This window comes from Actinocatenispora rupis (genome assembly GCF_016861975.1).
GTDB classification, from domain to species: domain Bacteria; phylum Actinomycetota; class Actinomycetes; order Mycobacteriales; family Micromonosporaceae; genus Actinocatenispora; species Actinocatenispora rupis.
Genome location: NZ_BOMB01000046.1, coordinates 26024 through 38435, shown reverse-complemented (window position 1 = coordinate 38435; position 12412 = coordinate 26024). Strand labels below are relative to the sequence as shown.

General features: G+C 72.0%; 13 protein-coding genes. 6 read left to right on the top strand and 7 right to left on the bottom strand.

The features are described 5' to 3' along the window. Window positions 1-4 precede the first annotated feature (4 nt). Window positions 5-487 carry a GNAT family N-acetyltransferase gene (locus Aru02nite_RS32490; protein ID WP_203664069.1) on the bottom strand — a complete coding sequence of 161 codons (483 nt, stop codon included), beginning with the start codon at window positions 485-487 and terminating at the stop codon, window positions 5-7. A 366-nt stretch (window positions 488-853) separates the two neighbouring features. Between Aru02nite_RS32490 and Aru02nite_RS32485 the strand changes: the two genes are divergently transcribed. Both Aru02nite_RS32485 and rarD read left to right on the top strand, forming a co-directional pair. Then, window positions 854-1231 carry a phage holin family protein gene (locus Aru02nite_RS32485; RefSeq protein WP_203664067.1) on the top strand — a complete coding sequence of 126 codons (378 nt, stop codon included), beginning with the start codon at window positions 854-856 and terminating at the stop codon, window positions 1229-1231. A 128-nt stretch (window positions 1232-1359) separates the two neighbouring features. Further along, window positions 1360-2280: an EamA family transporter RarD gene (gene rarD, locus Aru02nite_RS32480; RefSeq protein WP_203664065.1), complete on the top strand. Its 921-nt coding sequence runs from the start codon at window positions 1360-1362 to the stop codon at window positions 2278-2280. Window positions 2281-2565: 285 nt separating this feature from the next. Here rarD and Aru02nite_RS32475 read toward each other — a convergent pair whose 3' ends face one another. Then, window positions 2566-3315 (bottom strand): DUF2127 domain-containing protein, encoded by a 750-nt coding sequence (locus tag Aru02nite_RS32475; RefSeq protein ID WP_203664064.1) that lies wholly within the window; start codon window positions 3313-3315, stop codon window positions 2566-2568. Window positions 3316-3391: 76 nt separating this feature from the next. Continuing rightward, the gene (locus tag Aru02nite_RS32470; protein WP_203664061.1) at window positions 3392-4135 is read right to left on the bottom strand and encodes an SDR family NAD(P)-dependent oxidoreductase; all 744 of its coding nucleotides are present in this window, start codon (window positions 4133-4135) and stop codon (window positions 3392-3394) included. A gap of 97 nt (window positions 4136-4232) precedes the next feature. Here Aru02nite_RS32470 and Aru02nite_RS32465 point away from each other — a divergent pair, with 97 nt between their 5' ends. Both Aru02nite_RS32465 and Aru02nite_RS32460 read left to right on the top strand, forming a co-directional pair. Further along, window positions 4233-4847 (top strand): TetR/AcrR family transcriptional regulator, encoded by a 615-nt coding sequence (locus tag Aru02nite_RS32465; protein ID WP_239077086.1) that lies wholly within the window; start codon window positions 4233-4235, stop codon window positions 4845-4847. After that, on the top strand, window positions 4844-5512 hold the full coding sequence (locus Aru02nite_RS32460) for a hypothetical protein (RefSeq protein WP_203664059.1): 669 nt from the start codon (window positions 4844-4846) through the stop codon (window positions 5510-5512). Before Aru02nite_RS32465 ends, Aru02nite_RS32460 begins: the two co-directional genes overlap by 4 nt. Window positions 5513-5610: 98 nt before the next feature. Here the strand turns inward: Aru02nite_RS32460 and Aru02nite_RS32455 are convergent, their stop codons facing one another. Then, window positions 5611-6117, bottom strand: coding sequence for a winged helix-turn-helix domain-containing protein (locus Aru02nite_RS32455; RefSeq protein WP_239077085.1), 507 nt, complete (start codon window positions 6115-6117; stop codon window positions 5611-5613). A 75-nt stretch (window positions 6118-6192) separates the two neighbouring features. Here Aru02nite_RS32455 and Aru02nite_RS32450 point away from each other — a divergent pair, with 75 nt between their 5' ends. Together Aru02nite_RS32450 and Aru02nite_RS32445 are read left to right on the top strand one after the other, a co-directional pair. Then, complete coding sequence (locus Aru02nite_RS32450) at window positions 6193-7092, top strand: S41 family peptidase (RefSeq protein ID WP_203664057.1); 900 nt, start codon at window positions 6193-6195, stop codon at window positions 7090-7092. Window positions 7093-7123: 31 nt separating this feature from the next. After that, on the top strand, window positions 7124-8044 hold the full coding sequence (locus Aru02nite_RS32445; protein ID WP_203664055.1) for a TPM domain-containing protein: 921 nt from the start codon (window positions 7124-7126) through the stop codon (window positions 8042-8044). Between the two features lie 75 nt (window positions 8045-8119). Here the strand turns inward: Aru02nite_RS32445 and Aru02nite_RS32440 are convergent, their stop codons facing one another. The 3 genes from Aru02nite_RS32440 to Aru02nite_RS32430 form a co-directional block, all read right to left on the bottom strand. Then, window positions 8120-9115, bottom strand: a complete 996-nt coding sequence (locus Aru02nite_RS32440; protein ID WP_203664125.1) for a polyprenyl synthetase family protein — start codon at window positions 9113-9115, stop codon at window positions 8120-8122. 146 nt (window positions 9116-9261) lie between these two features. Further along, window positions 9262-10824, bottom strand: coding sequence for an NADH-quinone oxidoreductase subunit NuoN (gene nuoN, locus Aru02nite_RS32435; protein WP_239077084.1), 1563 nt, complete (start codon window positions 10822-10824; stop codon window positions 9262-9264). Further along, window positions 10821-12344 carry an NADH-quinone oxidoreductase subunit M gene (locus Aru02nite_RS32430; protein ID WP_203664054.1) on the bottom strand — a complete coding sequence of 508 codons (1524 nt, stop codon included), beginning with the start codon at window positions 12342-12344 and terminating at the stop codon, window positions 10821-10823. The genes nuoN and Aru02nite_RS32430 overlap by 4 nt, the downstream gene beginning before the upstream one ends. Window positions 12345-12412 lie beyond the last annotated feature (68 nt).

Here is a 12412-nt window from a genome sequence, read left to right as displayed (position 1 = left end):
TGCGTCAGGCGAGCGGGAGCACCATGGTCCGCTCGTACCGCGTGCCGTGCGGGCCGGTCTCCTCATGGGTCGCGGTGTGCCGGAACCCGTGCCGGCGGTACAGCGCGGTCGCGTGCTCGTTCCCCACGGTGACGGCCAGCCGGAGGGCGGTCGCGCCCCGCGCGCGGGCCCAGTCGGCCAGCTCGGTGAGGAGACGGTCGCCGACACCGCGGCCGCGCGCGGCGGGCAGCACGTACATGGAGACGATCTCGACGACGCCGGGGTCCTCGGCCGGGATCCCGCTGGCGATGCCGCCGGGCTGCCCGTCCACGAGGACCAGCAGGTTCCGGAAGGCGCCGCCGAGCCGGTCCCGCCACCGCTGCTCCGGCGCGTCCACCCAGTCCGCGTACGTCGAGCCGTACGCGTACGGCGCCTCGTGGAGCGCGGCGAGCCGCACCTCCCGCCACAGCGCCCAGTCGTCGGGCGTGATCACGCGTACCTCCGTCATGGCGGCATCGTCGCCGGTCACGGGGCCGGACGGCAACCGGGTAACGGCAGTCTGTGGACAGCGCCGGACGACCTGTGGACAACCGTGCCCGGAACGCCGAACGCCCCCGACCCGTGGAACGGGCCGGGGGCACCTGGGCGGCTGGCATGGCGGTCGCCTCTCGGCGAGTGGCGCGGCGCGGCTCCAGCCGGCCGGTCGTACGACCGGACCGCGGTATTCCGCGACGGCAATAGGTGAGGCCCGGGGACTCGAACCACACCAGCCGCCCTGCACAACGGCGTGCCCGCACCGACCATTCCGTACGCCGGTATGACGGCGCGCACACCATCTCCTGCGGGGCGGGCGGACGCGTGCGACGATCAACTCGTGCGGATTCTGATCAGGATCGTCATCAACGCGTTGGCGCTCTGGGCGTCGACCCTGCTGCCCGGCATCTCGCTCACCGGCACGACGGGGCACAAGGTGCTCTCGTTGCTCGCGGTCGCGGTGATCTTCGGTGTGATCAACGCCGTGCTGAAGCCGATCATCAAGGTCGTCGGCTGCGGGCTGTACGTGCTCACCCTCGGCCTCATCGCCGTCGTGGTGAACGCGCTGCTGTTCCTGCTCACCGGATGGCTCGCCGACAAGCTGCACCTCGGGTTCCACGTGGACGGCTTCTGGGCCGGGTTCTGGGGCGCGATCATCGTGTCCGTGGTCAGCTTCGTGCTGAGCCTCATCATCCCGGAGCCGCGGGACAAGGACTGAGCCGGCGCCGGCGGCGACCCGTCGTCGCCGGCCACACCCCCACGCCCGTCCACGATGCGGGACATCGCGCGTGAAGCCCGACACAACCGTTAGGACCGGCCCCGGGTACGCCCCTTACGGTGTGCCCTGTGGACGAAACGCGGCGCGGATACCTGTACGGGCTCGCGGCGTACGGGATCTGGGGTCTGTTCCCGATCTACTGGAAGCTGCTGAAGCCGGCCGGCGCCGTCGAGATCCTGGCCAACCGGGTCCTCTGGTCGGCGGTCTGCTGCGCCCTGCTGCTCGCCGTACTGCGCCAGTGGCGCTGGATCGCCGACGTCGCCCGCTCCCCCCGTACGGTGGCGAAGCTCGTCACGGCGGCGCTGCTGATCGCCGTCAACTGGGGCACGTACATCTACGGCGTCAACTCCGGGCACGTCGTCGAGACGTCCCTCGGATACTTCATCAATCCGCTCGTGTCGATCGCGCTCGGTGTCGTCGTCCTGCGGGAGCGGCTGCGCCGGCCGCAGTGGATCGCGATCGCGGTCGGCGTCGCCGCGGTCGCCGTCATCACCGTCGACTACGGCCGCCCGCCGTGGATCGCGCTGACGCTGGCGTGCTCGTTCGGCTGCTACGCGCTGGCCAAGAAGACCCTCGGCCTGCCCGCCGCCCGTGGCCTGTTCGCCGAGTCCGCGGTACTCGCGCTGCCCGCCGCCGGCTACCTCGCGTACCTGGCGTTCACCGGTGCCGGCACCCTCGGTACGGTCTCCGCCGGCCACACCCTGCTGCTCCTCGGCGCCGGCGTCGTGACCGCGATCCCGTTGCTGTGCTTCGCCTCCGCCGCGAACCGGCTGCCGCTGTCCGCCATCGGCGTCCTCCAGTACGTGGCGCCGATCCTGCAACTCGGCTGCGGCCTGCTGCTCTTCCACGAGCCGATGCCGCCCGCCGAACTCATCGGCTTCGTCCTCGTCTGGCTCGCCCTCGCCATCTTCACCGCCGACCTGGTACGCCAGCACCGCCGCACCGCGCGCCTGGTCGCCACCCGTACCCCCGACCCCTCCAACGCCTGAGCGTGTAGCCCGGCTCCGCGACGCGATCCCTGGTGAACGCGGCTCCGTGGTGAAGAGTCGGTCGGTGTAAACCCGAGCCCCGTGGGGACGGAGCGGCCGAGGTCGTCCGCCGGCACGGCGGCGCCCGGCTCCATGAAGGGGTTTCGGTGTAAACCCCAACCCCGTGGGGACGGAAGCGGGGCGAGGTCCGTTCGTTCGCTGGCAAGGCGGAGGAGCCCCCGTGTGCGAACGCACTCGGGGGCGACGACAACGCCGCCAGCGGACGAACGGGCCCGCCCCGCGACCTCAAACAGCAGCGCGTTCGACTTCTAGTAGGGATTCGCCCAGGAGGGCGGCGTGGGCGGCCTTGGCGCCGCCGCGGATGCCGAACAGCCGCTTGGAGAACAGCAGGTACACGACGGCGGCGATGTTGAACAGCAGCGCGCCGATGCGCAGCCAGGTGACCTTCTCGGCGAGTTCGTAGATCTCCAGGGGCAGGAACGCCGCGGTGGCCACGACGGTGAAGTACTCGGCCCAGCGTTTGAGGAGCCACAGGCCGACGCCTTCGACGAGTTCGATGAGGGCGTACGCGAGGAGGGCGGCGGAGATGACGAGCAGCAGGGTGTGGCTGAGGGTGAAGCTCTTGCGGATCTCGTCGACGATCGGCGAGTCGGTCAGGTCGTACCCGAACTTGTCGGCGAGGGGGCGGAACAGCGGCAGGTCGGACTCGAAGACGCGGTGCAGGTTGGCCTGCGAGTCGCGGAACCAGAAGACGGCGAACGCGCCGGCGGCGATGAGCAGCCCGCGGAGGAAACGCTCGACGGCGAGGACGCGGATGACGAGCCGGTCGCGGATGGCGGCGCCGCGCGGGACGAGGGGGGCGTGGTCGGCCGGGCCCGATGCGGCGACCGGGCCGATCGCGTAGTCGCCGCAGCGCAGGCAGCGCCATGCCTCGCCTTGCGGGGTGTCGGCGTGCAGCCGGTCGCGCAGGCCGGCCTCGTCCGGTGCGTACGTCACGTGCCCGCGCCGGGAGCACGCCCGCCTGTTCCAGTCCACGGATGCGAGCGTACGTTTCGCCCGCCACGCCCCGCCGCCGGTACGCCCGGCACGGTGGACCGGGCGTACCGGGTGGTCAGGCCGTGAAGCCGCCGTCGACGAGGATCGACGCACCGGTGACGTACCGCCCGTCGGGGCCGGCGAGGTGCGCGACCATCGCGGCGACGTCGGCACCGGTACCGAAACGGCCGAGCGGGATGAGGGCGCGCTGCTGCTCGGCGTGCGGGCCGTCGGCGGGGTTCATCTCGGTGTCGGTGGAGCCGGGGTGGACGAGGTTGGCGGTGATGCCGCGGGGGCCGAGTTCGCGGGCGAGGCCCTTGGTGAGGCCGACGAGCGCGGACTTGCTGGCCGAGTACAGGGTGAGGCCGGGCCAGGGTGCGCGCTCGGCGAGGTCGCTGCCGATGGTGACGATGCGCCCGTCCCCGTCCGGCAGGTGCGGCGCGGCGGCCTGCGCAGCGACGAACGGCGCCCGCACGTGTACGGCGAGGGTGCGGTCGACGTCGGCGTCGGTGAGGTCGGCGAGCGGTCCGGTCAGGTAGATCCCGGCGTTGTTGACGAGGATGTCGAGCCGGCCGAGGTCGGCGACGGTGCGCTCGACGGCGGCGCGTACGGCGTCGGGATCGGCGGCGTCAGCGGCGATCGCGAGTCCGCGCCGGCCGTGCTCCTCGATCTCGGTGACCACCTTGGCGGCCCGGTCCGCGGCCGTCGCGTACGTGAGGGCGACGTCGGCGCCGTCGGCCGCGAGCCGCCGCGCGATCGCTGCCCCGATGCCGCGGCTCCCGCCGGTCACGAGCGCCACCTTGCCGTCCAGTACTGCCATCTCCGCCTCCATTTTTGTATCGGTCGGCACAAATTAAGGCCCGGCTGGACGGCCGGACAAGGTTTGTGTAACGATCAGCACAGAAAGGGGGCGCGTCGTGCCACGTGGACGACCCCGCGGCTTCGACCGCGACGAGGCGCTCGCCCGCGCCATGGCCGTCTTCTGGGAACACGGCTACGAGGGCAGCTCGATGGCCATGCTCACCGGCGCCATGGGCATCAACTCCCCCAGCCTGTACGCCACGTTCGGCTGCAAGGAGAAGCTCTTCCGCGACGCCGTCGCCCTGTACGGCAAGCACGCCGGCTCGCGTACCGGCCGCGCCCTGGCCGAGGAACCCACCGCGCGGGCCGCGATCGCCGCGATGCTCGCCGACAACATCACCGAGTACACCCGGCCGGGTCAGCCGCGCGGCTGCCTCGTCGTACTGTCGGCCCCGGTCGGCGCGCCCGACCACGCCGACGTCCGGGAGTACGTGCGGGGGCTGCGGGACGACGTGCGCGCCACGATCCGGGCCCGGATCGACCGGGGGGTCGCCGACGGCGACGTACCCGCGGGTGTCGACACGGCGGCGCTGGCCGCCTTCTACTCCACTGTCCTCAATGGACTGTCCGTGCAGGCGCGCGACGGCCGGTCGCGTGCCGAGCTGACCGCCGTCGCCGACACCGCCCTCGCCGCCTGGGACGCCCTGGTCCCTGGCACGATCGACCGGTGACCGACGACCGTACGGCGACCGCCGTGGCCAACAACGCCGCCTGGTGCGCCGCCGTCTGCCGCGCGCACGGCCTGCCCACCACCACCGACCGGTACGCGTGGGCCAGCCCGCGCCGCACCCCGCCGTACTATCCGGATCTCGTGACGCTGGACCCGGACTGCCCGGTCGACGCGCTGGACCGGGTGGACGCCGGGCCGGGCTGCTCGGTCAAGGACAGCTTCGGCACGCTCGACCTCACCGGCCGCGGCTTCGGCGTCGTCATCGAGGCGACGTGGCTGCACACCCCCGCGTACGACGCGGTCGACGACGGGTGGGTCGCCGTCCGGGACGCCACGGCGCTCGCCGGCTGGGTCGACGCGTGGGGCGGCGGCACCGGCATCGTCGTACCGGAGCTGCTGGCCGACGCCGACGTCGCCGTCCTCGCCCGGTACGACGACGGTCGCGTCGGCGCGGGCGCCACGGTCAACCGCGCGGCCGGCGCGATCGGCGTGAGCAACCTGTTCGGGGCGGACCCCGGGCGGGCGTGGGCGGGCGCGGTGGCCGCGGCGTACCGGGTGTTCGGCCGGCACCCCGTCGTCGGGTACGAGCACGGCGACGACCTGGCCGCCGCCGTACGCGCCGGGCTGACCCCGTTGTCCCCGCTGCGGATCTGGCTGCACGCCTGACGATCGGGCCGGCGTGCTCCGGCCCCGTCGGACCCGAACCAGACCGGCGATCCTCGCCGTTGCCGGGCGAGGAGGTCACCCCCGGCGGCGTGGCGCGGTCAGTCGGTGTCGGGGCGGTAGAGGGTGACGAGCAGGCCGTACCGCGGGTGGTCGGGGCCGTCGTCCTCGGCGCCGTCGACCAGCTCGGACAACGCCTCGGCGAGCCGCGCCGCGCGTTCCGGCGTGAGCCGCAGGTGTCGTACGGTCAGCAGCGGGTCGTCGGTGACGCCGGCGAGCTCCTCGGCGACCGCGCCGACCATCGCGGTGGCGGGTCCGGTCTGCCAGCCGTCGATGTCCATCCGCCGGGCGCTGCGCTGGTAGTACTGCTCGGTGCCGCCGCGTACCTGCCGGGTTTCGACGACGCGGACCATGCCGGCCTCGCGCAGCACCTTGAGGTGGTGCGCGACGTTGCCCTTCTGCGCGCCGAGCGCCGCGGCGAGCTGGCTGATCGTCGCCGGTTGCTGGCCGAGCCGGAACATCAACCGCTGCCGGAACGGGTGGCCGAGCGCCTTGAACTGCGCCGGTGTGGAGACGTGCAGGACCTCGTCGCGTGGGGTGTCGGACACGCCATCAAGCGTCTGCAGTTCTTGACACTTTGTCAACCGGGGTGCTCTACTCCCTCCGTCGAAGGGGGCAGCACCATGGAACAGCACGAGGTCACGCGGGTCGTCGGCGACCTGCGCACGCTCGTCACCGAGCGGTACGTCTTCCCCGACGTCGCCGCCCGCGTCGCCGACCTGCTCGGCGAACGCGCCGCCGCCGGCCGGTACGACGGGGTCGCCGACCCGGCCGACCTCGCCGCGCGCGTCACCGCCGACGTACAGGAAGCCAACGGGGACAAGCATCTGCGGCTCATCGCCCATGCCGAACCGCTCGCCGACCTGCCCGGCGAGGAGGCCGTCGAGGCGGTGTTCGCCGCGCGGGCCGAGCGGACCATGGGCGGCATCGCCCGCATCCAGCGCCTCGACGGCGGCATCGGGCTGCTGGAGATCGAACCCGTGCTCTGGAACGCCGAACTGGTCGGCGACGCGATGACCGCCGCCATGACGATCCTCGCCCGTACGAGCGGGCTCGTCATCGACCTGCGCGGCTGCGTCGGCGGCGACCCCGGCGTCGTCGCGTACCTGTGCACGTACCTGCTGGCGCCCGAGACGCACCTCAACGACATGATCGAACGGGTGCCCGGCGGCGGCGAGCGCAGCACCCAGTTCCGGACCCTGCCGTACGTGCCGGGCCCCCGCTACGGCACCGAGCGTCCGATCGCCGTCCTCATCGGCCCGCGTACGTTCTCCGGCGGCGAGGAGCTGGCGTACGACCTGAAGCACACCGGGCGCGCCACCCTGTTCGGCGAGACCACCGCCGGCGGCGCACACCCGCGCATCGGCATCCGCCTGCACCCGTACCTGGAGGCGAGCGTCCCGGTCGCGCGCACCCGCAACGCGGTCACCGGTACCAACTGGGAGGGCACCGGCGTCGCCCCGGACGTACCGGTGGACGAGGCGGACGCGCTGGACGCGGCCCTCAAGTACCTGACCGGCTGATCCGTTGCGGGCACCTCATAGCCTGCCCGGCATGAGACCCCCCGTACGGTGCGTCCTGGTCGCGGCCGCGCTGGTGGCCGCCGTCGCGGTTCCCACCGCCGCGGCCGCCGCGCCGACCCCGAGCCCGTCGCCCGACCGCTGCGACACCGCGCTGTACGACCCGACCAGCGTGCTCGACGCCGCCGACCTGGCGCGGCTGCACGAGGACGCCGACCAGCTCGTCGACGACGGCGCCGAGTTCCACCTCCGGATGTACGGGACGCTCCCGTCCGGCGGGATCGCCGCCGCCGAGCAGGCCGACGAGGCCGCCTGCCCGACCTGGTACGAGTCCGGCTCACGGCGCAGCGACCTGCTCGTCGTCGCGGTGTCGGTCCACGACCGCCAGACCGGCATCTACTACGGCGACAACTGGTCCAGCGTGCTCGACGACAGCTGGCGGGACATCCAGACCCGGCGGATGAACCCCGACTTCCAGCAGTCCCGGTACGCGGACGGCCTGGACGCCGGCCTGCGCGCGCTGCACGAGCAGCTCACCCGTACCTCCACCACCGGGTACGGCGACGACCCGTACGCCGACCCCACCGACAGCCCGTCCGACCCGGCCGCCACCGGTACCGGCACGTCGGGGCTCACGTCCGGCACCGGCGTGCTCTGCATCTCCGTGGCCGTACTCGTCGCCTGCGTGGTCATCGCGCTGGTCCGCCGCTCGACCGGCGGCACCGCCACGTCCGGCGGCGGTGGCTGGGGCAGCGGATCCTCCACCTACCGCCCGTACGACAACGGCACCTCGTTCGCCGCGTTCGACACCGCCAGCTCGTACGACAGCGGCAGCAGCGACTCGGGCAGCGGCTTCGACTCCGGCGGCGGTGACTCGGGCGGGGGTTTCGACAGCGGCGGCAGTACCGACAGCGGCAGCAGCGGTGGGGACGGCGGCGGCTCGACCAGCTGGTGACCCGGCCCGCCGCGTGGCCCCGTCGATCGGCGCGGGCGCAACCGCCGACCAGGGGGCACGCGGCCGTGGCTCGGCTCAGCCGGTGCGGTCGACCACGTAGTCGCAGAGGATCTCCAGCGCCGCCCGCGCCGGTACGTCGGGCAGCGGGGCGAGCTGCGCCCGCGCCCGGTCCGCGTACTCCCGGACGGTGGCCCGGGCCCGCTGCATCCCGTCGGAGGCGCGGAGCAGGCTCAACGCCTCGGCGTGCAGGTCGTCGTCGGTGACCGGCCCCTGAACGATCTCGCTGAGCCGGCGCCCGGCGCGGTCACCGGCGTTCAGCGCGTACAGCACGGGGAGGGTGAGGACGCCCTCGCGCAGGTCGGTGCCGGGGGTCTTGCCCGACTGGTCGCTCTCCGACGCGATGTCGAGCAGGTCGTCCGCGAGCTGGAACGCCATCCCGAACGTCTCGCCGAACTCGGCCAGCGCCTCGACCGTCTCCGGCTCCGCCCCGCCGAACATCGCGCCGAACCGCGCCGACGTGGCGATCAGCGACCCGGTCTTCTCCGCGAGTACGTCGAGGTAGTGCACGATCGGGTCGGCGCCGCGCGGCCCGCTGGTCTCCCGGATCTGCCCGTGTACCAGCCGGGCGAACGTGCGCGCCTGGATCCGGACCGCCTCCGGGCCCAGGTCGGCGACCACGTCGGAGGCGCGGGCGAACAGGTAGTCGCCGGTGAGGATCGCCACCGAGTTGCCGAACCGCGAGTTCGCGCTCTCGGTACTGCGCCGCACGTACGCCTCGTCCATGACGTCGTCGTGGTACAGGGTGGCGAGGTGGGTCAGCTCGACGACGACCGCCGCGCGCACCACCTCGGGGCTGACCGGCTTGCCGAAGTGCGAGCCGAGCAGCACCAGCAGCGGGCGGGTGCGCTTGCCGCCGGCGGGGATCAGATGCCGGGCGACCTCCGTGACGAACGGGTCGGCGCCGGCGACGGCGTCCATCAGCTCGCGCTCGACCTCCGCCAGCCCGGCCACCAGCGAGCCGCGCAGCTCGTCGTCGCCGAAGTCCAGCCCGGGTACGACCATCGTCGCCATCGGATCCGCCTGCGTCCTTGCCACGTCACCCACGATGCCACACCGCCTCTCTGCCCGAACGGTGGAGCCCGCCGCACACGGTCAGGGCGCCCCGCGTCGCGGTACGCGACGTGCGGGACGCCCTGACCCGGCGGGACAAGCCTGCGTCAACCCACGAACTGGGCGGCGCTGTTCGCCACGTCCAGCAGGACGCTGGGCCAGACGCCGAGGAGCAGGGTGACGATCGCGCCGATCGCCAGCGCGGCCGAGGTGAGCGCGCCGGGCACCGCCACGGTCGGCGCGTCGGCGGCCGGCTCCTGCAGGTACATCAGCACGACGACCCGCAGGTACGGGAAGGCCAGCAGGACGCTGGACAGTACACCGAAGATCACCAGCGTGGTCTGGCCGCCGCCGAGCGCCGCCGAGAACACCGCGAACTTGCCGGTGAAGCCGGAGGTCAGCGGAATACCCGCGAACGACAGCATCAGGAACGTGAACACGCCGGCGAGTACCGGGGCCTTGCGGCCGAGGCCGGCCCAGCGGGACAGGTGCGTCGCCTCGCCGTCCTGGTCCCGGACCAGGGTCACCAGCCCGAACGCGGCCAGCACCGTGAAGCCGTACGTCACCAGGTAGAACAGCGACGACGAGATGCCGTCCTTCTGCATGGCGAGCACCCCGGTCAGCACGTACCCGGCGTTCGCGATCGACGAGTACGCCAGGAGGCGCTTGATGTCGGTCTGCGTGACGGCCAGGATCGCGCCGATGACCATGGTGAGGACCGCGATGACGCCGATGACCGGCCGCCAGTCCCACCGGCTGTCCAGGAACGCCACGTAGAAGATCCGCAGGATGCCACCGAACGCGGCGACCTTCGTGCAGGACGCCATCAGCGCGGTCACCGGCGTCGGCGCGCCCTGGTACACGTCCGGGGTCCACACGTGGAACGGGACCGCCGCGGCCTTGAACAGCAGGCCGATCGCCAGCATCGCCAGGCCGATGAACATCAGCAGGTCGCTCTTGCCCGACGAGATCGCCGCCACGGCGATGTCGTGGAACTTCACCGAGCCGGCGAAGCCGTACAGCATGGCGATGCCGTACACGAAGAACGCCGAGGAGAACGCGCCGAGCAGGAAGTACTTGACGGCGGCCTCCTGCGACAGCAGGCGACGGCGCCGGGCCAGCGCGCACATCAGGTACAGCGGGAGGGAGAAGACCTCCAGCGCCACGAACATCGTCAGCAGGTCGTTCGCCGAGACGAACAGCATCATGCCGCCGAGCGCGAACAGCGACAGCGGGAAGATCTCCGTCTGGCTCGGCTGCCGCCGGGCCTGCTCGGCGTCGGCCTCGCTGCCGGCGGTGACCGCCGCCTGCGCGACGAACGCCCCGCCGCGCTCCACCGACCGCTCCGCGATCAGCAGCGTGGCCACGATGCCCAGTACGAGTACCGCGCCCTGGAGGAACAGGCCCGGACCGTCGACGGCGAGCGCGTCACCGGCGGTCAGGGTCGGCTTCTTCGCGTAGTTGCTCAGCGCCAGCCCGATGATCGTGGCCAGCCCGGCCACCTGCGCCACCAGCGACACGAGCACCTGCACCGGGTACCGCAGGGTGCGCGGCAGGAACGCCTCGGCCAGGACCCCGACGCACGCCATCCCCAGCAGGATCAGGATCGGCGCGATCGCACCGTAGTTGATGTGCGGCAGCGTGATGTCCGCCGCGAGTACCGGGTTCACTTGTGCTCCCCTACCGCGCTAGGGACCGGATCGGACTTGCCGATGTCGTGCATGGTCGCGGTCACGGCGGGGCTGATCACGTTGATCACCGGCTTCGGGTAGACCCCGAGTACCAGGATCAGCAGGATCAGCGGCGCGACGACCCACTTCTCCCGACCGGTCAGGTCCTGCTTGAAGCCGTCCGACTTCGCCAGCTCCGGGTTCAGCGTGCCCTGCATGGACCGCTGGTACATCCAGAGGATGTAGCCGGCGGCGAGGATGACGCCCGACGTCGCCACGATCGCGAGCGCCTTGTGCGTGGTGAACGTGCCGAGCAGGACCAGGAACTCGCTCACGAACGGCGAGGTGCCCGGCAGCGCCAGCGACGACAGCCCGGCGATGAAGAAGCACCCGGCGAGCACCGGTACCAGCTTCGCCGCGCCGCCGAAGTCCCGGACGTTCGCCGAACCGCGCCGCTGTACGAGCATCCCGACGATGAGGAACAGCGCGCCGGTCGACAGGCCGTGGTTGAGCATGTAGAGCACCGCGCCCGTACCGGCCTGGCTGGTGAAGGCGAAGATGCCGATGCCGATGAACCCGAAGTGCGCGATCGACGTGTACGCCACGAGCCGCTTCAGGTCGTTCTGCCCGACGGCGAGCAGCGCGCCGTAGATGATCCCGATGACCGACAGGGCCAGCGCGAGCGGCGCGAAGAACCGCGACGCCTCCGGGAACAGCGGCAGGCAGAACCGCAGGATCCCGTACGTGCCGACCTTGTCGAGTACGCCGACGAGCAGCGCGGCAGCACCGGCCGGCGCGGCGCCACCGGCGTCCGGCAGCCAGGTGTGGAACGGGAAGAACGGCGCCTTGATCGCGAACGCCAGGAAGAACCCGAGGAAGATCCAGCGCGCCACCCCGGTGTCGAGGTTCGCGTGCTGCAACGAGTTCCAGTCGAGGGTGTGCCCGCCGACGACCCACAGGCCGATCACCGCGGCCAGCATCAGCAGACCGCCGAACAGCGAGTACAGGAAGAACTTGACCGCCGCGTACTGCCGGCGCTGGCCACCGTACGACCCGATCAGGAAGTACATCGGGACGAGCATGACCTCGAAGAACACGTAGAACAGGAAGATGTCCGAGGCGGCGAAGACGCCGACCATCGTCGCCTCCAGCGCCAGCAGCAGCGCCATGTACGTGTTCACCGAACGCTTCGACCGCTCGGCGTCGTGCCAGCTCGCCACGATGACGATCGGGACCAGGACCGCGGTCAGGGCCAGCATCACCAGCGCGATGCCGTCCACCTGGAACGTGAAGTTGATGCCCCACGTCTTGATCCACGGGTACGAGTCGTGGAACTGGAACCGCTTGCCGTTGGCCTGGAAGACCACGCACATCACCGCGGTCACGACCAGGACGGCCAGCGACCAGACCAGTGCCACGACCTTGGCGAGCTGCGCGTTGCTGCGCGGCAGCAGCGCCACCACCAGCGCACCCACCGCCGGCGCAACAGTCAGCACCGGAAGGAACGGAAACCCACTCATGCCCGCTCTCCGCTTCGTTCCGACCGGTCATGAGGCACGACGCGCGGTGCTTCCCGATTCGCTCGCAT

Excerpts from the sequence above, each read along its gene's own strand:
- Aru02nite_RS32490 (WP_203664069.1), bottom strand. The coding sequence starts at position 487 with ATGACGGAGGTACGCGTGATCACGCCCGACGACTGGGCGCTGTGGCGG.
- Aru02nite_RS32470 (WP_203664061.1), bottom strand. The coding sequence starts at position 4,135 with ATGGCAGTACTGGACGGCAAGGTGGCGCTCGTGACCGGCGGGAGCCGC.
- Aru02nite_RS32450 (WP_203664057.1), top strand. The coding sequence starts at position 6,193 with ATGGAACAGCACGAGGTCACGCGGGTCGTCGGCGACCTGCGCACGCTC.
- Aru02nite_RS32445 (WP_203664055.1), top strand. The coding sequence starts at position 7,124 with ATGAGACCCCCCGTACGGTGCGTCCTGGTCGCGGCCGCGCTGGTGGCC.
- Aru02nite_RS32440 (WP_203664125.1), bottom strand. The coding sequence starts at position 9,115 with ATGGCGACGATGGTCGTACCCGGGCTGGACTTCGGCGACGACGAGCTG.
- Aru02nite_RS32430 (WP_203664054.1), bottom strand. The coding sequence starts at position 12,344 with ATGAGTGGGTTTCCGTTCCTTCCGGTGCTGACTGTTGCGCCGGCGGTG.